This is a genomic window from Saccharothrix sp. ST-888, from assembly GCF_000955975.1.
Taxonomy (GTDB): Bacteria; Actinomycetota; Actinomycetes; order Streptomycetales; family Streptomycetaceae; genus Kitasatospora.
Genome location: NZ_JYJF01000011.1, coordinates 74,022 through 93,832, shown reverse-complemented (window position 1 = coordinate 93,832; position 19,811 = coordinate 74,022). Strand labels below are relative to the sequence as shown.

The following is a 19,811-nucleotide window of genomic DNA, read 5'->3' as shown; positions in this document are numbered from 1 at the left end:
CTCCTCGCAACAGAAGGGCGGATGATCGCCGATGAGACACGGTCGGCCAAGGCGCGCTGGGCGCTGCGCTCCTGGTGGCTGGTCGCCGCCATGTGGACCCGCGCCACCATGGCCTACCGGGCCTCCTTCTTCCTGATGCTCGCCGCCAGCCTCGCCGCGACCTCGCTGGACTTCGTCGTGCTGCTGCTGATGTTCCAGCACACCGACCGCCTCGGCGGCTGGTCGCTGGCCGAACTCGGCTTCCTGTACGGGACGTCGGGGCTCTGCCTGGGGCTGGCCAACCTGTTCGTCGGCAGCGTGGACGCTCTCGGGGACCGGATCCGCACCGGGACCCTCGACACCATGCTGATCCGGCCCGCCCCCGCACTCGCCCAACTCTGCGCCGAGCGCTTCTCGTTGCGCCGCCTCGGCCGCCCGCTCCAGGCCGTCGCCGTCCTCGTCTGGTCGCTCACCGTGCTGCCGGTGCACTGGACCGCCGACCGGCTGCTGCTCGTACCGCTGCTGCTGGTCTGCGGCACCGTGATCTTCAGCGCCATCTACATCGGCGGCGCCACCCTGCAGTTCTGGTGGGGCGAGGCCAGGGAGCTCCAGAACTCCCTCACCTACGGCGGCGCCACGCTGATCCACTACCCGCCCACCATCTTCGCCAAGGAACTGGTGGCCGGGGTCGTCTTCGGCGTGCCGCTGGCCTTCGTCAACTGGCTGCCCGCACTGCGCATCCTCGACCGGCCCGACCCGCTCGGCCTGCCCACCGCCTTCCAGTACGCCTCCCCGATCGCCGCCGCCCTCTGCGTCCTCGCCGCCGCCGCGGCCTGGCGGGCCGGGCTGCGCGCGTACCGGGGCACCGGCAACTGACCCACCTCTGACAGGAGAGCGACCATGACTCTGATCGAACTGCAGGACGTCCGGCGCAGCTTCACCATCCGCACCAAGGCCGGGCGGCTGCGCCGGGAGAAGCGCGAGGTGCACGCCGTGGACGGGCTCACCTTCGGTATCGATGCCGGCGAGTGCGTCGGATACATCGGCCCGAACGGCGCCGGCAAGTCGACCACCATCAAGATGCTCACCGGCATCCTGGTCCCCAGCAGCGGACGCCTGCGGGTCGCCGGAGTCGACCCCGCCCGCGAACGGGCCAGGCTGGCCCGCCGGATCGGCGTGGTCTTCGGTCAACGCACCACCCTCTGGTGGGACCTGCCCCTGCGCGACTCGTACGAACTGGCGCGGCGGATCTACCGCATCCCCGACGCCCGCTACCGGGCCAACCTCGACCGCTGCGTCGAACTGCTCGACCTGGGCGGGCTGTTGGACACCCCGGTACGCCAGCTCTCGCTCGGCCAGCGGATGCGCGGCGATCTCGCGGCCGCGCTGCTGCACGACCCCCAGGTGCTCTACCTGGACGAGCCGACCATCGGGCTCGACGTGGTCAGCAAGGCCCGGGTCCGGGAGTTCCTGCGCGAGGTCAACACCGACCAGGGCACCACCGTGCTGCTCACCACCCACGACCTGGTCGACATCGAGCAGCTGTGCGGCCGGGTGATGGTGATCGACCACGGCCGGGTGGTCTACGACGGCAGCCTGGACGGCCTCCACGCCGCCGGGCAGAGCGAGCGCACCCTGGTGGTCGACCTCGCCGAGGCCGGGCCCGCGATCGAGGTCGCCGGGGCCCGGGTGGTCAGGGTCGAAGGCCCGCGCCAGTGGCTGGCCTTCCCCGCCGAGGAGAGCGCCGCCCCGATCGTCGCCGCCGTCGCCGACCGCTACCCGCTCGTCGACCTCTCGGTCCGCGAACCCGCCATCGAGGACGTCATCGCCCGGATGTACGCGGAGGTGGCCATCGGCTGAACCTCCCCGGTGGACCGCCCTCGGAGGCGTCGGCAAAACGATCCGCCCTGGGCCATCGGGGTGACGGGGCAGTGACCCCGGGGCGGGCAACGGCGTTGACCCCCTTGTGACTTCACGAGAGGCAGTGACCTCCCGAGGGACTGCGCAGCCGCCGCAACCGCCCGACGTCAGCGTGGTGATCGCGGTCTACAACACCATGCCGTACCTCACCGCCTGCCTGGACTCGCTGGTCGGCCAGAGCATCGGCCACCGGCGGATGGAGATCGTCGCCGTCGACGACGGCTCCACCGACGGCAGCGGCGCGGAACTCGACCGCTACGCGACCCGGCACCCCGGCCTCTTCAAGGTCAGGCACCAGGCCAACTCCGGTGGCCCGGCCCACCCCACCAACCGGGGGACGGCCGAGGCCACCGGACGCTACGTGCTCTACCTCGGCGCCGACGACTGGCTCGGGGCCGAGGCGCTGGAACGCATGGTCGCGGCCGCCGACCGCTGGGAGTCCGAGGTCCTGGTGCCCAAACAGGTCGGCGAGAACGGCCGGCTGGTCCCGCAGGGCGTCTTCGACCGCACCGCCCGCGAGGTCAGCTTCACCGACTCCGCGCTCGCCTGGGCGCTCGCCGACACCAAGCTGTTCCGTCGCGACCTGCTGCAACGCCACGGCCTGAGCAGGCTGGAGGACCTCCTCGTCCACAGCGACCAGCCGTTCACGCTGGAAGCCCTGCTGCGCGCCGAGCGGGTCTCCGTCCTCGCCGACTACGACTACTACCACCTGGTCCTGCGCCAGGACCGCAGCAACGTCACCCACCGCGCCGGTCCGCTGGACCGGCTGCGCGGCGTCCGGGCGATCCAGGAGGTGGTCGAACGCCTCACCGACCCCGGGCCCGCGCGGGACGCCATTCGCAGCCGCCATTTCGGCTGGGAGGTACCGCAGTTGCTCCAGGCGGACTTCCTGCACCTGGACCACGGACTTCAGCGGCAGGTCTGCGCGGGCATCGCCGGGCTGCTGGACGACTTCTGCACACCCGAGCTGCTCGCCCGACTGCCGGTCGGCGACCGGCTGCGACTGGCCCTCGCCCGGCGCGGTGAACTCGCCGCCCTGCGCGGCGTGATCGACTACGAGCTCGCCAACGGCACCCCGCCGCCGGTCCGCCGGCGCGGTCGTGAGTACGCCGGGTACCCCCTCTTCCGCAGTCGTCGACTGGGCCTTCCGGACCAGCTGTTCGCCCTGGGCCAGGCCGGTCCCGACGGCGGGTGGCTGGTCGGACTGCGGCGGCAGGTCATGCGGCGGCTGCCGCCGAGGGCGCGGAAGGCACTGCGGCGCCGACTGGGCCGGCTGGTTCGGCGAAGGCCGCCGGCGCGAGCGGGCGTGCGAACGGATGCGGGCGCGGGCGCGGCGGCCGGTGGGTGGGTCGGTGCGCCGGCGGGCGCGCGAGCGGACGAGGGGTGAGCGGTATGGACATCTGCGTGGTCGGGTTGGGCAAGATCGGCCTGCCGCTGGCAGTGCAGTACGCGGGGAAGGGCCACCGGGTCATCGGCGCGGACATCTCCCCCGAGGTGGTGCGAACGGTCAACGACGGCCGGCCGCCGTTCCCCCGGGAGGCCGAACTCGCCGATCGCCTCAAGCACTCGGTGGCCGACGGGCGGCTGACCGCCACCACCGACACGGCGGCGGCCGTCGCCACGGCCCAGGCCGTGGTGATCGTGGTCCCTCTCGTCACCGCCGCCGACGGCACCCCGGACTTCTCGCTGCTGGACGCCGCCACCGACGCAGTCGCGGCCGGGCTGCGCCGGGGCACCCTGGTCAGCTACGAGACCACCCTGCCGGTCGGCAGCACCCGGGGCCGCTGGGCGCCGCGCCTGGCGGCCGGTTCGCAACTGGCGGCCGGGCGCGACTTCGGCCTGGTGTTCAGTCCCGAACGGGTGCGCACCGGACGGGTCTTCGCCGACCTGCGCCGCTACCCCAAGCTGGTCGGCGGCCTGGACGCCCGCTCCACCCGGCAGGGCGTCGAGTTCTACCAGGCGGTGCTCGACTTCGATCCGCGCCCCGACCTGGCACGCGGCAACGGCGTCTGGGCGCTCGACTCGGTGGAGGCGGCCGAGTTCTCCAAGCTCGCCGAGACCACCTACCGGGACGTCAACATCGCCCTGGTGAACCAGTTCGCGCGCTTCGCCGACCGCTGCGGGGTCGACCTCGCGGAAGTGATCGAGGCGTGCAACTCGCAGCCGTACAGCCACCTGCACCGCCCCGGCATCGCGGTCGGCGGCCACTGCATCCCGGTCTATCCGAGGCTCTACCTGTGGAACGACCCGCACGCGAGCGTCGTCCGGGTCGCCCGGGAGGCCAACGAGACCGTGCCCGGGTACGCGGTCGGGCTGCTGGAGGGCGCGCTCGGGCCGCTGGCCGGGGTCGGGGTGCGGGTGCTCGGTGCGGCGTACCGGGGCGGGGTGAAGGAGACCGCGTACTCCGGGGTCTTCCCGCTGGTCGAGGCCCTGCGGGCGGCCGGGGCCGTGCCGTACGTCAGCGACCCGCTCTACACGGCGGCGGAGCTGACCGCGCTCGGACTGCCGCTGTACCGGGACGAGCCGGTGGCCGCCGTGGTGGTGCAGGCGGACCACCCCGAGTACCGCGAGCTGTCCGCCGCGGACCTCCCGGGCATCCGGGTCCTGCTGGACGGCCGCCGGGTGACCGACCCGTCCCGGTGGGACGGTGTCCGCCGCATCGTCCTCGGCGGCGGAGGCTGACCGAGGGTCCTGCGGGCAGCATGGGTACGCGTCCGTCGCGAGCCGCGGCGCCACCCCTGGGGCGCTGCCCGTACGGGGTCACCCCGGGTTGACCCGGACTCGGCGGGGTGGAGGGCCCGGCGCGGGGGCGTGCGGGGCAGACTGTCCGGGTGAGCGTCGAAGAGAGGGTCAGGACGGCCTCCGGGGTCAGCTTCACCGCGGCCGACGAGGAGAAACGCCGGGGAGTCCGGCGGATGAAGACGATCGCGACCGGCCTGCTGGCCTTCGCGACGGTGGTGTTCGGCCTGGCGACCTGGGCCGGGGCGGCGGGGGCCGGTGCGTGGGCCGGGTACGTCGCGGCGGCTGCCGAGGCCGGCATGGTCGGCGCCCTGGCGGACTGGTTCGCCGTCACCGCGCTGTTCCGCCGCCCGTTCGGACTGCCGATCCCGCACACCGCGATCATCCCGACCAAGAAGGACGCCTTCGGCAAGTCGCTGGGCGACTTCGTCGGCGACAACTTCCTGTCCGGACCGGTGGTCCGCGAGCGGCTGGCCGCGATCGGGATCGCCCGGCGGCTCGGCGAGTGGCTGGCCGCCCCGGGCAGTGCCGAGCGGGTCACCCGGGAGACGGCGGCCGCCCTGCGCGGCGTCCTCGCCGTGCTGCGCGACGACGACGTCCAGGCGGTCGTCGCCGAGGCCGTGACCAGGCGCGCCGCCGCCAGCTCGGTCGCGGAACCGGCCGGACGCCTGCTCGGCAGGGTGGTCGCGGACGGCGGCCACCGGGGCGTGGTGGATCTGGTCGCGGTCCGCGCACACGACTGGCTGACCGAGCATCACGAAGAGGTCGTGCAGCGGGTCACCCAGCGCACGCCGGGCTGGACGCCCAGGTTCATCGACCAGCAGGTCGGCGAGCGGGTCTACAAGGAGCTGATGCGCTTCGTCACCGACATCCGGGACGACCGGCAGCACCCCGCCCGGGGCGCGATCGACAACTTCCTCGCCGACTTCGCCACCGAGCTCCAGCACGACCCCGCGACCATCGCCCGGGTCGAGCGGGCCAAGGCCGACCTGCTGGCCCGCCCCGAGGTGCAGGACCTGATCGCCTCCTCCTGGTCGGCCGTCCGCACGCTGGTGCTGACCGCCGCCGAGGACGAGCAGAGCGAGCTGCGCCGCCGGATAGCGGCCGGGCTGCGCTCGTTCGGCCGGCGCCTCGCCACCGACCGGCGGCTCCAGGCCAAGACCGACGGCTGGCTCCAGGACGCCGCCCAGTACGTGGTGCAGACCTACCGGACCGAGATCACCTCGCTGATCTCGGAGACCGTCGCCGGCTGGGACGCGGACGACGCCTCGCGCAAGATCGAGGCCAACGTCGGACGGGACCTCCAGTTCATCAGGATCAACGGCACCGTGGTCGGTGCGCTGGCCGGACTGCTGATCCACACCGTGGCGGTGGCGCTCGGCGGTTAGCATGCAGGATCGAATCAATCCGAAGGGAAGTGTCCGGTGAGCGAGGGCAAGAGCGGTATCGAGGCGTTCATCGCGGGGATGCCGAAGGCGGAACTGCACGTGCACCACGTCGGTTCGGCCTCGCCCCGGGTGGTCGCGGAGCTGGCCGCCCGGCACGCGGGGAAGAGCCGGGTGCCGACCGACCCGGCGGCCCTCGCCGAGTACTTCACCTTCACCGACTTCGCGCACTTCGTCGAGGTCTACCTGAGCGTGGTCGACCTGATCAAGGACGCCGAGGACGTCCGCGCGCTGACGTACGGCGTCGCCGAGGACATGGCCCGCCAGCAGATCCGCTACGCCGAGCTGACCGTCACCCCGTACTCCTCGACCAACCGGGGCATCCCGGACGTCGCCTTCATGGAGGCGATCGAGGACGCCAGGATCTCGGCCGAGCGCGACCTGGGCATCGTGCTGCGCTGGTGCTTCGACATCCCCGGCGAGGCCGGTCTGCCGAGCGCCGAGGAGACCGCCCGGATGGCCGTCGACCTGGCCCCCGCGGGCCTGGTCAGCTTCGGCCTCGGCGGTCCGGAGATCGGTGTGCCGCGCCCGCAGTTCAAGCCGTACTTCGACCGGGCCCGGGCGGCCGGTCTGCACAGCGTCCCGCACGCCGGTGAGACCACCGGGCCCGAGACGGTCTGGGACGCGATCCGGGTCCTCGGCGCCGAGCGGATCGGCCACGGCACCCAGGCGGTCAAGGACCCGGCCCTGCTGGACTACCTCGGCGAGCACCGCATCCCGCTGGAGGTCTGCCCGACCTCCAACATCGCCACCCGGGCCGTCGAGCGGATCGAGGAGCACCCGATCAGGCAGATGGTCGACGCCGGCCTGGTCGTCACGGTCAACAGTGACGACCCGCCGATGTTCGGCACCGACCTCAACACCGAGTACGCCGTCGCCGCCCGCCTGCTCGACCTCGACGAGACCGGGGTCGCCGCCCTCGCCAGGAACGCCGTCGAGGCGTCCTTCCTGGACGAGAGCGGCAAGGCCAGGCTGACCGGCGAGATCGACAGCTACCTCGCGGGCTGGACCGCCAGGGGCTGAACCGGACGGCTGTCCCGGTGCAGCCAGGCGCGCTCGGCGACGCTCCACGCGGTGGTGGTGAGCAGGTAGATCCCCGCCGCGAGCGGTACCAGCGCGGCGAACAGCACGGTGCCGAACGAGAGATACGGCATCAGCGCCGCACCGGGCGCCGTCGGGTCCGCCACCGCCCGGCGGGCATTGCGGAACGACAGGAAGCCGACGGCGGCCAGGGCCAGGTACAGCAGGCCGAAGACCAGCAACTGGCCCTGGCCGTGCGCGGCGTTCACGTGCAGCCCGAGCGGAACACCGGACACGGTGTGCTGCAGCAGGTCGTTGGGCTTGGTGAACAACCGGTACATCACCGAGAAGAACGGGGCCTGCGCCAGTACCGGCAGGCAGCCCGCGAACGGCGACGCCTTCTCCTCGCGGTACAGCTCGGTCAGCGCGGCCTGCAGCTTCTCCGGCTGCTTGGCGTGCCTGCGCCGCAGCTCGGCGACCTTCGGGGCGAGCCGCGCCTGGGCCTTCTGGCCGCGCGCTGCGGCGCGGGCGAGCGGGTGCAGCGCCAGCCGCACACAGACGGTGAAGAGGACGATCGCGAGCGCGGTCGGCAGCACGGCGGCGAGCGCCGAGACGGCATCGTGGGCCAGCCGTACGGCAGGGTCGAGCAAGGCGAAAACGGACATGGGGGAGCGAGCCCTCCGGGGTCTCGTGGGATGAGAGGTCGGCGGAGGGCGGCCGCGCAGGGCCTTGGCGGGTCAACGCTCCAGGAGGGAGCGGGAGTTACGCGGCCGCCAGGGCCGCGCCCGGCGCCCTGGGGCGGCGTCGGCCCCGGGCGTCCGGATCACGCTGCGGAAGGAAGGCGGTCCGGAACGCGCGCCTGCGCAGCGCCCCGGACCGGACGATCGCCGGGGCGCGCGCCCCGAGCCGGCGCCCGGTGGCCAGCACACCTGCGGCGACACCGGCCAACAGCACCAGGGTCGCGGCGGCGGCCACGGCCGTCAGACCGGTAGACCCGGCCAGCAGCTCACCGGTCAACACCCGGAGCAGGCCGAGCAGTACGGCGACGAACGGCACTGCGGACCTCCTCGGACGGTGAACGGACACTCAGCGGCGATCGTACGCGACGCGATCCCGCAGGAGCGAGGGACTGCGCGAGCGGTTCCCCTGCTCCTGGGCGGAGCCCCCCGACCGGATTCGCCGGAGGGCTGTTCTCGGAAGGCCGTTCGCGGACGGCTGTTCGCAGACGGCTACGGGAGCCGGACCACCGAGCCGGTGGCGGCGGAGGCCCGGGCGGCCTCCAGGACGGCGAGGGTGGCGACGGCGTCCCGGGGGTCGACCGGTGGCGGGGTGCCGTCGGCCAGGGAGGCGGCGACACCGGCGTAGTAGGCGGGGTAGTCGCCCGGGTCGGTGGGGATCCGCGAGGGGGACTCGTCGGTGCCGAGGGTGCCGTACGCGGCCGGGTTGTCCGCGCCCCAGGCTCCGCCGTCGTCCGGGCGGCGGCCCGCGCGCAGGTCGCCCTCCTGCGGGTCCATGCCGGACTTCACGTACCCGGCCGAGTCGCCGAGCACCCGCAGGCGCGGGCCGGCCAGCGGCGCCAGCGCGCTGGTCCACAGGTGCGAGCGGACGCCGCCGGCGTGGGTCAGGGCGAGGAAGGCGTCGTCGTCCACCACCGCGCCGTCCCGTCGGACGTCGACCTCGGCGTACACGGTCTCCACCGGGCCGAACAGCGTGAGCGCCTGGTCCACCAGGTGGCTGCCCAGGTCGTACAGCGTGCCGCCGACCTCGGCCGGGTCGGCCAGTTCGCGCCAGCCCGCCTTGGGCTTCGGGCGGAACCGCTCGAAGCGGGACTCGAAGCGGTGCACCCGGCCCAGCGCACCCGACTCCACCAGCCGGCGCGCGGTCAGGAAGTCGCCGTCCCAGCGGCGGTTCTGGAACACCGAGAGCAGCACCCCGGTCCTGGCCGACAGCTCGCAGAGCTCGCTCGCCTCGGCGGCGGTGGCCGCCAGCGGCTTGTCCACCACGGTCGGCAGACCGGCGTCCAGGGCGGCCCGGGCGAGCGGGACATGGGTGCGGTTGGGGGAGGCGATCACCACCAGGTCGAGCGCCTCGGCGAGCAGCTGCTCGGGCGTGTCCAGCGGGCGGGCGCCGGGGTGTTCGCGGTGCAGCTGCGCCCGGCGCTCGGGGTTGGCGGTGACCACCGCGTCCAGCCGGAGGCCGGGGGTCGCGGCGATCAGCGGGGCGTGGAAGGCGGAGCCGGCCAGGCCGTAGCCGACCAGACCGACGCGGAACGGGGGGCGGGACGTGCTGCTCATGCCCCTACTCAATCACGCGGCCGCCGGTCCACGGACACGGCCGCGCCCGGGGCGGGGCACAGCCTGTGGACCGGCGGAGCGGGTGGGCCCGGGTACCGGGTGCGCCGGGGAGGGGGGATCGCGGGCGCGGCCGGTACCCGGGGGCCGAGGGTGAACCACCGCTTCAGTCCGGGTGGTTCAGTCCGGGCGGTTCGGCGCGGGTGGTTCAGCGGACGTGCGCTCCGGTGGCGCGGCGGCGGCGGTTGAGGTGGACGACCGTGCCACCGGCGAGCAGGAAGGAGGCCCCGACGGCGACCATCATGCCGGTCGCGCGGCCGGTACCGGTCTGGGCGAGCTGTGCGGCGGCAGGCTGGACTGCGGCCTGGGCCGGGGCCGGTGCGGCGGCCTGTACGGGGGCGGCGGCCGGAACAGCGGCCGGAGCGGCGACTGCTGCGGCGGCCGGGGCGGCGTTGCCCGCACCCGCCTTGACCGCGCCTGCGCTGACCGAGTCGGCCTTGACCGAGCCGGCCCGGGGAGCCGCCGGCGCCTGCTGTGCCGGGCCCGCGGCGTCGTGCACATGCTTCACGCCGCTGTCGGAGGCCGGTACGGCCGCCGTGCCCGCCGTGTGGCCGGTGCCGTCGAAGACCACGTCCGAGCAGGAGTAGAACGCCTCCGGGCTGTCCGAGCGCTGCCAGATCGCGTAGATCAGCTGACGGCCGGTCTTCCCCGCCGGGATCTTGCCGGGCAGCACGTACTGGCCGTCCACCAGCTGCGGGTCGGTGATCGTCAGGAACGGCGTGGACTCCAGGTTGGACCAGCTCAGCGGCTGGGCCGGGTTGTAGGTGCCGTTGGTGATGAACAGCTGGAAGGTGCCCCGGTGCGGCGCCGTGGCGCGGAACCGGAAGGTGAAGTCGGCGCCCGAGGTGAGGTTGGTGGCGGGCCAGTCGGTGCGCGGCAGGTCGAGGCCCGCGAACTCGGTGTTGTTGGCGCTGCACAGGCGGCCGTCCGGGATCAGCTGCCGGTGCTGCCCGGCGGCGTTGCCGATCCGGATGCCGTTCCAGTCGTACATGGCCTGGGTCCCGCCGAGGGCGATGGCGGCCTTGCAGGCATCCGACTTCGGCGCCTCGGGACCTTCCAGGTAGCAGCCTTCGACCCGGCTGAGCGGGTTCTGCATCGAGCCGTGCGCGTACGCGGTGCCGGAGCCGAGGGCGCCGGCCAGGGCGCAGCCGGCCAGCGCCAGGGCGCCGACGGTGGTGGTGCGGCGGGCAGACATGGTGGGGGAACGCTCCTTCGGGTGGGACGGGACTACGTGCTCGGTGCGCTCGGTCGGGAGACACCTCGGGTGGTGTTCGAGCGGTGGGGGATCGCTCTTCCGGCACGCTATCCGTGCCGGGTGGGGCAGTTGACGCCAACTCGGCTTGCTTAGGGGCGGCTTAAGCCTCCGTTGAGGCAGCGGCTGTGGCAGCGGCTGAGGCAGTGGCGTCCCGGGCGGCGTGGATGAAGGCTTCGGGTACGGCCGGTGCACAGCGGGAGTCCGGTGGCCGGGACGTGCTGTCTTCGGGCATGCGTGCGGATTAGGCTGGAGTCGTTGGGGCAGCCAGTAGCACCCCCGACCGCCCGGTTGTGCCCGGCGGCGGGGTCCGCAGTTCCGTCCGGGCCGGATGCCGCCCGGACGACCACCGCACGATCTCTGGAGACACGCACGTGGCAGACCGCAAGCCCATCGAGTCCTGGCTGACCGACATGGACGGCGTCCTCATCCACGAGGGCACGCCGATCCCGGGCGCGGAGGAGTTCCTCCGCCGCCTGCGGGAGTCGGGCAAGCCGTTCCTGGTGCTGACCAACAACTCGATCTACACCCCGCGGGACCTCAGCGCCCGCCTGGCCGGGATGGGCCTGGAGGTGCCGGAGGAGTGCATCTGGACCTCCGCGCTGGCGACCGCGAAGTTCCTCAAGGGCCAGCGCCCCGGCGGCACGGCGTACGTCATCGGTGAGGCCGGTCTCACCACCGCGCTCTACCAGGCCGGCTACGTGCTGACCGACAACAACCCGGACTACGTGGTGCTCGGCGAGACCCGCACCTACAGCTTCGAGGCGCTGACCAAGGCGATCCGGCTGATCAACGCGGGCGCCAGGTTCATCTGCACCAACCCGGACGAGACCGGGCCCTCCACCGAGGGCGTCCTCCCGGCCACCGGCTCGGTCGCGGCGCTGATAACCAAGGCGACCGGTGTCGAGCCGTACTTCGTCGGCAAGCCCAACCCGCTGATGATGCGCGAGGCGCTGAACACCGCCGGTGCGCACTCCGAGTCCGCCGTGATGATCGGCGACCGGATGGACACCGACATCGTGGCGGGCATGGAGGCCGGTATGGAGACCATCCTGGTGCTCACCGGACTCACCGACGCGGCGGACGTCGAGCGCTACCCGTACCGGCCGGGCCGGGTGGTCAAGTCGATCGCGGACCTGATCGAGCTGGTCTAGCTCCCGGGGAAGCGGAAGCCGACAGCGGCGGGGATGGGGCAGGGGCAGCAGCGGGGTTCGGGGCGGGGGCAGTGCGGCCCCTTCCCCGGACGGCCTGGCGCCGTCGGCTGTCGGTGGGGCTGTGTAGCGTTCTCGGTGGAAGTGGACGTCCGGTCAGGGCGCGCAGCCGAGTGCTGCCCTTGGCCCGGTGGGAGGTTGAGTCGTGACGGAGCTGGCTGAGGTGGCCGTGGGCACGGAGTTCGAGGTGCCGGAGTCCTGGCGCGAAGCGCTGGCGGGGGAGTTGGAGAAGCCGTACTTCGCCGAGCTGTCCGCCTTTGTGGCGGCGCAGCGGGCCGAGCACCAGGTCTTCCCGCCGAGCGGGCAGGAGTTCTCGGCGCTGGCGGCCACGCCGTACCGGAACGTCCGGGTGCTGGTGCTCGGTCAGGACCCGTACCACGACGACGGCCAGGCGCACGGCATGAGCTTCTCGGTGCTGCCCGGCACCAAGACCCCGCCCTCGCTGCGGAACATCTTCAAGGAGCTGAACGCCGACCTCGGCGTCCCGGCGCCGGACAACGGCTATCTGATGCACTGGGCCGAGCAGGGCGTGCTGCTGCTCAACGCGGTGCTGACGGTCCGCGCCCACGAGGCCAACTCGCACAAGGGCAAGGGCTGGGAGAAGTTCACCGACGCGGTGATCAAGGCGGTCAGCGACCGTGCGGAGCCCTGCGTCTTCGTGCTCTGGGGCAACTACGCCAAGAAGAAGCTGCCGCTGATCGACACCTCGCGCCACGTGGTGGTGCAGGGGGCGCACCCGTCGCCGCTGTCGGCCAAGCTGTTCTTCGGCAGCCGTCCGTTCTCGCAGATCAACGAGGCGCTGGCGGGCTTCGGTTCGGAGCCGATCGACTGGCGGGTGCCGGACCTCGCGTCCGTCTGACGCTGCCGCCTTACACCCCAACGCCCCACTGCCGCGGACTTGTTGGCGTTGCCGCTCCGGTCGGCGCCGGCTGTGCGAAGCTGGTGCCGACCGTGAGGGTGGGGAGGGTCAGTCGTGGGGCGCCTGGGGTGGCGAGTGATGACGGCGGCCGCGCTGGCCGCACTGTCGGTGGGTGCGGTGGCCGGGTGCGGCGGTGCGGCATCGGGGGGCTCGAAACCGCCATCGGCCCAAGGGCGGGCCGGGTTGCCCGCGCAGCAGCCGGGGCAGTCCTTCTACGTCTCCGACCAGACCTCCGCCGCCCGGGAGCTGGCGAGGACGACGGGGTCGGAGGCCAGGACCCTGACCCGGATCGCCGACCAGCCGTCCGCGCTCTGGCTGGGCGGCCAGGACGCCCGCGCCAAGGCCGAGGACCTCACCGTCCGGGCCGCCGCGGCGGGCCGGACCGCGCTGATCGTCGCCTATGACATACCGCACCGCGACTGCGGCCGGTTCTCGGCCGGCGGCGCTGCCGACGCGACCGCGTACCGGGCCTGGATCGACCAGCTCGCCGCCGGGCTGGCCGACCGCGCCGCCTGGGTGATCCTGGAACCGGACGCCGTCGCGCACACCCTGGACAGCTGCGGGGTCACCGCGGCGGCCGCCGCCGAACGCTACGGACTGCTGATGTACGCGGTGCGGGAGTTGAAGAAGCAGCCCAAGGTGCGGGTCTACCTCGACGCGGGCAACGCGGGCTGGCTCAAGGACCTGGACCGGCTGGCCGGCGCGCTGCGCGCCGCCGGGATCGCGGAGGCCGACGGATTCTCCGTCAACGTCTCCAACTTCTACACCACCGACCAGAGTTCGGCGTACGGCGACCGGCTGTCCGGACTGCTCGACGGCAAGCACTATGTGATCGACACCAGCCGCAACGGCAACGGCCCGCTCGGGGACCGCGACTGGTGCAACCCGTCCGGCCGGGCCCTAGGGGAGACCCCGACCACCGCGACCGGACGGCCGGGGGCGGACGCCTACCTCTGGATCAAGAACCCCGGGGAGTCCGACGGCGACTGCGGCCGGGGCGAGCCCAAGGCGGGGGATTTCTGGCTCCCGTACGCCCTGGGCCTGGCCCGCGGCTGACCGCCGACCCCCGCCCGCCCCCGGGCTCAGCCGGTGATCTGGATCCAGCGGGCCACCGAGGGCGTCCCGTTCCGGTCGGTGGCGAAGAGCATGTACCAGCCCGGCGGCAGCAGGTTGGCGTTGCGCGGCAGTGCGAAGGTCATGCCGGTACCGCTGCGCGCGGTGATGTCCAGCGCGACCGAGCGCTGCTCGACATCGGTGGCGTGGGTGACCGAACTCGGCCGGATCAGCTTGGCGGTGGCGATCCGGTCCGGGGACGGGGTGGCCACGGTGATGGCGCTGCCGAGGCTCGCCCGGCCGGGGGCGGCGGTGATCTCGGGGCGGTCGCCGTGGAAGAGGTACGAGGGGGAGTAGATCTCGATCCGCTGCTCGAAGTCGGCCGACTGGGTGTCGGCCTTGTCGGCGAAGAGCGGGTTGGAGCCGAGCACGACCACCCGGCCGTCGGGCAGCAGCAGTGCCTCGGAGTGGTAGTCCCGGCCGACGGTCGGCTCGGCGGCGGTGCTGAAGCTGTTGCTGTCGGGGTGGTACGTCTGGGCCTTCAGCAGGTCGCTGCGGTGTTTGCCCCGGTAGTCACTGGAGCCACCGGTGGTGAAGACGGTGTCGTCCGGCAGGATCACGCTGTTGAGGTACCGGGTGCCACCGGCCGGCAGGTCGGGGCCGGGGGTGAAGCGGGGCTGGGGCACCGTCAGGTCGGTGATACCGGTCCTGGCGGTGGAGGCCGGGGACTCGCCGACCCCGCCGCCGCCCAGCACCATCACCTTCTGCGCCTGCGCGGGCGGCAGCAGTACGGAGGACGAGGTCTCCAGCCGGTCCGGGTCGCGCAGGCCGTCGACGGTCTGGAAGCTGTTGTTCGCGAGGTCCCACAGGCCGGGGGTGCGCCCCTTGTCGGCCGGGCCGTAGCCCGCGTTGGAGCCGGAGTAGAAGAGCTTGCCGGACGCGGTCAGGAAGAGCGACGGATAGGTCGGGAAGTACCGGTCCGGGGCCTTGGACCAGGTGCGGGTCGCCGGGTCGTACAGCTCGTTGTCGTTGCCGCTGAGGATCTGGCCGGTGTCGTCGAGACCGGACACCGTGACCACCCTGCCGTCGCCCAGCCCGGTGAGGGTCGGGTACCAGCGCGCGTACGCCATGTCCGGGACCTGCTCGTAGAGCTCGGTGTCCGGGTTGAACTCGTAGGCGTTCCTGATGCCTTGGAAGTCCTGCTTGTCCAGGGTCATCTTGCTGCCCATGCCGTAGAGGTTGTGAGCGTCGACGCCGGTGAGGCCCTTGATCCGGTACTGGGCCGGGTTCTGGTCGACGTACGAGCCGCCCTCGGCGACCGCCTCGACGAAGACCTGCCGCTCACCGGCGGTGACGGTCACCCTGTCCCGGCCGTCGGCCCGGTCGGTCGTCTTGGTGGCGGCGGGGACGGTCACCTCGGCGGTGGAGGCGTACTCGCGGCCGTCCGGACCGGTGAAGACGGTCCCCTTGGGGAAGGTGCGCGGGGCGTCCGGGTTCTCGTTGCGCACCCGCATGGTGCCTGCGGCCTTCTTGACCGCGCCGTCCAGCTGTTCGTAGCGCAGCGTGCCGCCGGCCACCAGGACCCGGCCGTCGGGCAGCGAGGTGTGCCCGCCGCAGAACATGTCGACCGGGGTGGGTATCAGCTTGTAGGTGTTCTTCACCGGGTCCCAGAGCAGGGTCTTGAAGGTGTCGGCGTCGAAGGCCTTCTGGTCGTTGCCGGAGCCCGCGACGATCAGGATCTTCCCGGTGCGCAGCAGGGTCGCGTGGATCGCGTTGACCCGGAACCTGGTCGGCAGGTCGAGGGTCTGCCAGTGGCCGTACTCGGCCTTGTAGCCGGGCTGGTTGATGACGTAGTGGTGGTACTGGTCCCCGGCGAAGCCGAGGACGGCCGGTGCGTTCATGCTCGCGACGACGAGCGCGACGGTGCTGCCCAGCGCGTAGCGCTTGGTCCGGCCGCCGGTGTGGCGGATCTTCATGACTGGTCCCCCCCAGTGCTGCTGGACTGGACTGCTGGTGTGGGTGGTGCAGTGGTGCGGCTGCTGCGGGCCGTGCCTCAGGAGCTGCTGCGGGCGCCGCTGCGCCGGCGCAGTACGTCGTACGCCCGGATGAGCATCGGCAGCAGGCTGAAGAGCAGTGCGATGCAGGCCCAGGTCCGCATGGCGACGTGGTCGTGGCCGGTGACGAAGGAGGCGGCGATGGAGCCGCCGAAGAGCAGCACCCAGAACAGGTGGATGCGGAAGGTGGCGGGCCGGTCGGGACTGGCCGAGTCGCCCTTCGGGGTCACCACGAACCGGCTCCTGCGGCGCACGAGGGCCTGGAGCAGCGAGGCCGCGTAGATCGGCCCGCAGAGCGCGGACATCACCATCCCGGCGACCCCGGAGGACCCGGCCGGTTCGTGCGGGCTGACGTTGTGCTTGCGGTTCCAGGTGTAGAGCAGGACCTGGAGGGCGGCGGCGTCGCTGTAGAGCATCATCCAGATCTGGGAGGAGACGTGCACGCCGGACGCCCCGAAGCCGAGGTAGAGCACGCTGGAGATCCCGCCGAGCAGCCAGGTGAGCGCCGCCATCGGGTAGAAGCACACCATCAGCGTGTAGTTGAGCAGCCGGCCGGGTGACAGCCGCCAGGCGGCCCGCCAGTACTGGGTGAGGATCGTCTCGTAGGTGCCCCGGCTCCAGCGCAGCTGCTGGGAGAAGAAGTCCGTCCAGGAGGACGGTCCTTCGCCGACCGCCAGCACGTCCGGGGTGTAGACCGACCTCCACGTCGCGCCGGTGGCGGGGTTGCGGCGGCGGTGGAACTCCAGGCCGGTCGCCATGTCCTCGGTGATCGAGTCGTAGAGCCCGCCGATGGACTGCAGCGCCTTGATCCGCACGGCGTTGTTGGTACCGACGAACATCGGGGCGCCGTACCGGTTGCCCGCCCGCTGGATCAGGGCGTGGAAGAGGAACTGCTGGCTCTCGGAGAACCTGGTGACGGCCGACGGCGAACTGCCGTAGTTCCCGTACACCTGCGGGCCGACCACGAACGCGACGTCCGGGTCGCGGAAGTAGCCGAGCATCCGCTCGCAGAATTCGGGCAGCGGGACGTGGTCGGTGTCCACCGAGACCCAGTAGTCGTAGTCCTCACCGTGGGCCTGCAGCCAGCTGTTGTAGTTGCCGTGCTTGGTGCGCTCGCGGTAGCTGCCCCTGGGCTGGTTCCACCGGCCGACACCGTGGCGGGTGAAGTGGTGCACGCCCAACTCCGCGCAGAGCTGCCGCATTTCGGGAGTGTCGCCTTCGTCCAGCAGCCAGACGTCGTACGGGCCGTCGTGCCGGACGGCGAGCGCGGCCGTCAGCGTCGCCCGGACCATCTCCGGCGGCTCCTTGCCGGGAACGCAGGTGGTGATGAACGCAACTCTGGTGCCGGTCTGCGGAGTTACCGGGATCGGATCGCGGGCGACCAGCGTGGCGTGCGCATTCGAGATCACGTTCAGCAGCCGGAAGACCTCGATCACGGCGACGATCCCGATCATCACCTTGTCGGCGACCAGCAGCCACAGGTGGGTCTCGCCCGGCCGTACCGGCCAGTGCCCCGGCAGCAGCAGCCAGATCAGCAGGGTCGCCTCGACCACGGGTGCCGCGATCAGCAGCAGCGCGGCGCGGATCCGGTGCGGCTCCTCGTGCAGCAGGCTGCGGTACCGGACCCGGTACGGCGTCTCGGCGGCCGGGTCGGTCAGCGGACCGGCGAGCCGGCTGAAGTGCTCGTAGTCGTACGGCGCTTCGATGCGGCCGGGCGTGCCCGAGGAGCGGCGCTCCGGGTACTCCTGGTGGTCCTGCCGGGGCTGGTGGTGCGGCTGTGCGTGGGCCTGCGCCGGTATCCGCGGTTGCGGGTACGCCTCGGTCTTCGGCATGACGGTAACTCCCCCCGAGAGCCACGGTTCTGCGGCTCTGTTGCTGCCCCTGAACTCGGTGCGGCAAGTCCCCCCGGACTCGCCTCCTGGATCTGCGGTCTCCAGGACGAAGCACGGTCTGATGAACCGTCGGAGTCATGACAGTTTCCGGACCATGACTGCTTCAGCCGAGCATGCCGTCCCCGCCGGAAGCCCGGCTTCCGGATGCCTTGGCCCGGTTCACGGGTTCCGGCGGATCGGTTCATCGCCGGAGTCTGGATGTGAAGGTGACGGCAGGCTCGTGACTGCCTGCCAACTCTCCTCAGCGCCAAGGGTGATCGCAACCGATCTCAGGGTGACCGATCCCAGGGGGTGAAGATCTGGCGGAATCGGTGCGTTCGACGGCCGGTCGATGCTATTGGCTCGTGCACGTGAGTTCGATTGCGAGGCACAGGAACGACGGCCGGGGCGACGGCGGCGGATTGGCCAGGGTCGAACTGCTCCGGGCCGAGCGGGGGTTGCAGGACGTACCTCGGAGCCGATCCGACCCGGGTCGGATCGAGGACGTGGCACTCGACCCGACCCGGGTGTCGGTCTCACCGGTACCCGGCACCCGGCACCGGCCACTACTCGATCCTGACCGGTGCGGACGGCGCGGCAGCTGTGGCGGGCCGACTGCCGGCCGAGCGCGCAGTGCGCGAGTGGGGTGAGGCGTGGCGCCGCGGGCCCGACGAGGTCAGCCTGCGGTGCTCGACCCGGCTGCGCCCAGGAAGCTCTCCCAGCCGCCCGAGGGCTCCTTGCCGACGCCCAGAGTCCGCAACTTCCGCAGGGTGGACTCGTCCTGGACCTCCAGCCACTCCACCAGCTGGCGGAAGGAGACCAGCCTGACCTCCGGCTTGCCCGCGATCTCCTTGAGGGTCTCCTCGACGGCGTCCATGTAGATGCCGCCGTTCCACTGCTCGAAGTGGTTGCCGACGAAGAAGGGCGCCCGGTTGGTGGTGTACGCGCGGTTGAAGCCGGCCACGTACGCGTCCTTGGCCTGGCTGCGCCACTCGTCGTACTTGCCCGGGTCGCCCTTGGTGCTGCCGCCGGACTGGTTGGCCAGGATGTTGTAGTCCATCGACAGCACCTGGAAGTTGTGCCCGGGGAAGGGTATGCCCTGGAGCGGGAAGTCCCATATCTTCCCGTCCTGGACCTTCTGCGGCCAGATCTGCAGGCCGCCGGGCGAACTGGCGTCGTACTTCCAGCCCAGCTTGGCGGCGGTCGGCAGCAGCGCCTTCTGGCCCTCCAGGCAGGGGGTGCGGCCGCCGATCAGCTCCTTCTTGTAGTCGAAGGGCAGCGGATCGACGTCGGTGAAGCCGGTGTTGGTGCGCCACTGGGTCACGAAGGAGACGGCCTGGTCGATCTCGCTCTGCCAGTCCTCGGAGGTCCACTTGTTGACCCCGTTGCCGTCCGACCGGGTCGAGCAGAAGTGCCCGTTGAAGTGCGTACCGATCTCGTGCCCGGCCAGCCACGCCTGGCTGACCAGCTTCAAGGTGCTCTTCACCGCCCCGTCCGACAGGTACGGGATGTCGGAGGCCCCGACCGAGTGCTTCGGCGGGTGGTAGAGGCTCGACTTGCTCTTCGGCAGTGCGTAGATGCCGGAGAGGAAGAAGGTCATGGTGGCCTTGTACTGCTCGGCCAGCTTGAGGAACCGGGGGAACTGGCCGTCGTCGGTGCCGCCGGCGCCGTCCCATGAGAAGACCACGAACTGCGGCGGGCGCTCACCCGGCTTGAGCTTCTCCGGCTTCGGCTGGTTGGGCTGGGCCCCGGTGTCGGAGGTCGACCCGTCCCCGATCGGCGTGCCCTTGACCGCAGGAGTGCCCGGCTTGCTGCTGCCGCCGGTGGCAGCACCGTCGCCCGAGCCCTTCGCTCCGGAAGTGGAGCTCCCGCCACTCGAACAGGCCGTCACGGCTCCCAGGGCCGCGGTGGCGGCGGTGGCGCTCAGCATGGTCCTGCGCGAGATGCTACTCATGGTCTCCCCTGCCGGTTGGCGTCCGACGCCCAGAAAACGTCCG

16 protein-coding genes are annotated in these 19,811 nt (G+C 72.1%); 9 read left to right on the top strand and 7 right to left on the bottom strand.

Going from position 1 to position 19,811, the window contains the following annotated elements; all coding sequences use genetic code 11:
- Positions 1-21 precede the first annotated feature (21 nt).
- The 6 genes from UK12_RS39470 to UK12_RS07115 all read left to right on the top strand — a co-directional run bounded on the left by UK12_RS39470 (position 22) and on the right by UK12_RS07115 (position 7,106).
- The gene (locus UK12_RS39470; protein WP_045300774.1) at positions 22-855 is read left to right on the top strand and encodes an ABC transporter permease; all 834 of its coding nucleotides are present in this window, start codon (positions 22-24) and stop codon (positions 853-855) included.
- A 24-nt stretch (positions 856-879) separates the two neighbouring features.
- Positions 880-1,839 carry an ABC transporter ATP-binding protein gene (locus tag UK12_RS39465; RefSeq protein ID WP_045300772.1) on the top strand — a complete coding sequence of 320 codons (960 nt, stop codon included), beginning with the start codon at positions 880-882 and terminating at the stop codon, positions 1,837-1,839.
- Positions 1,840-1,963: 124 nt separating this feature from the next.
- Positions 1,964-3,286: a glycosyltransferase family 2 protein gene (locus UK12_RS07130; RefSeq protein ID WP_156178583.1), complete on the top strand. Its 1,323-nt coding sequence runs from the start codon at positions 1,964-1,966 to the stop codon at positions 3,284-3,286.
- A 5-nt stretch (positions 3,287-3,291) separates the two neighbouring features.
- A complete protein-coding gene (locus UK12_RS07125) occupies positions 3,292-4,581 on the top strand; it encodes a nucleotide sugar dehydrogenase (protein WP_045300770.1) in 1,290 nt (429 codons plus the stop codon).
- A 233-nt stretch (positions 4,582-4,814) separates the two neighbouring features.
- Positions 4,815-6,026 carry a DUF445 domain-containing protein gene (locus UK12_RS07120; protein WP_156178585.1) on the top strand — a complete coding sequence of 404 codons (1,212 nt, stop codon included), beginning with the start codon at positions 4,815-4,817 and terminating at the stop codon, positions 6,024-6,026.
- Positions 6,027-6,062: 36 nt separating this feature from the next.
- Positions 6,063-7,106 (top strand): adenosine deaminase, encoded by a 1,044-nt coding sequence (locus UK12_RS07115; protein WP_082119389.1) that lies wholly within the window; start codon positions 6,063-6,065, stop codon positions 7,104-7,106.
- On the opposite strand, the gene UK12_RS07110 is transcribed toward UK12_RS07115, so the two are convergent.
- From UK12_RS07110 to UK12_RS07095, 4 genes are all read right to left on the bottom strand, one after another.
- A complete protein-coding gene (locus UK12_RS07110; protein ID WP_045300768.1) occupies positions 7,076-7,768 on the bottom strand; it encodes a YidC/Oxa1 family membrane protein insertase in 693 nt (230 codons plus the stop codon). The two genes, UK12_RS07115 and UK12_RS07110, sit on opposite strands and share 31 nt — an antisense overlap.
- A 97-nt stretch (positions 7,769-7,865) precedes the next feature.
- Entirely contained in the window at positions 7,866-8,159 is a 294-nt protein-coding gene (locus tag UK12_RS07105; protein WP_197084625.1) for a DUF6412 domain-containing protein, read from the bottom strand.
- Positions 8,160-8,332: 173 nt separating this feature from the next.
- Positions 8,333-9,397 (bottom strand): Gfo/Idh/MocA family oxidoreductase, encoded by a 1,065-nt coding sequence (locus UK12_RS07100; protein WP_045300763.1) that lies wholly within the window; start codon positions 9,395-9,397, stop codon positions 8,333-8,335.
- A gap of 205 nt (positions 9,398-9,602) precedes the next feature.
- Positions 9,603-10,649, bottom strand: a complete 1,047-nt coding sequence (locus UK12_RS07095; RefSeq protein ID WP_045300761.1) for a lytic polysaccharide monooxygenase auxiliary activity family 9 protein — start codon at positions 10,647-10,649, stop codon at positions 9,603-9,605.
- Between the two features lie 470 nt (positions 10,650-11,119).
- On the opposite strand from UK12_RS07095, the gene UK12_RS07090 reads away from it, so the two are divergent.
- From UK12_RS07090 to UK12_RS07080, 3 genes are all read left to right on the top strand, one after another.
- Complete coding sequence (locus UK12_RS07090) at positions 11,120-11,860, top strand: HAD-IIA family hydrolase (RefSeq protein ID WP_197084628.1); 741 nt, start codon at positions 11,120-11,122, stop codon at positions 11,858-11,860.
- 202 nt (positions 11,861-12,062) lie between these two features.
- Positions 12,063-12,776, top strand: a complete 714-nt coding sequence (locus UK12_RS07085) for a uracil-DNA glycosylase (RefSeq protein WP_082119388.1) — start codon at positions 12,063-12,065, stop codon at positions 12,774-12,776.
- Between the two features lie 114 nt (positions 12,777-12,890).
- Entirely contained in the window at positions 12,891-13,892 is a 1,002-nt protein-coding gene (locus UK12_RS07080; RefSeq protein ID WP_269431994.1) for a glycoside hydrolase family 6 protein, read from the top strand.
- Positions 13,893-13,918: 26 nt separating this feature from the next.
- On the opposite strand, the gene UK12_RS07075 is transcribed toward UK12_RS07080, so the two are convergent.
- From UK12_RS07075 to UK12_RS07065, 3 genes are all read right to left on the bottom strand, one after another.
- Entirely contained in the window at positions 13,919-15,865 is a 1,947-nt protein-coding gene (locus UK12_RS07075; RefSeq protein ID WP_045300755.1) for a kelch motif-containing protein, read from the bottom strand.
- 77 nt (positions 15,866-15,942) lie between these two features.
- Positions 15,943-17,775, bottom strand: coding sequence for a glycosyltransferase family 2 protein (locus tag UK12_RS07070; RefSeq protein ID WP_082119387.1), 1,833 nt, complete (start codon positions 17,773-17,775; stop codon positions 15,943-15,945).
- Positions 17,776-18,490: 715 nt separating this feature from the next.
- Positions 18,491-19,768, bottom strand: a complete 1,278-nt coding sequence (locus UK12_RS07065) for a lipoprotein (RefSeq protein WP_045300753.1) — start codon at positions 19,766-19,768, stop codon at positions 18,491-18,493.
- Between the last annotated feature and the right edge of the window lie 43 nt (positions 19,769-19,811).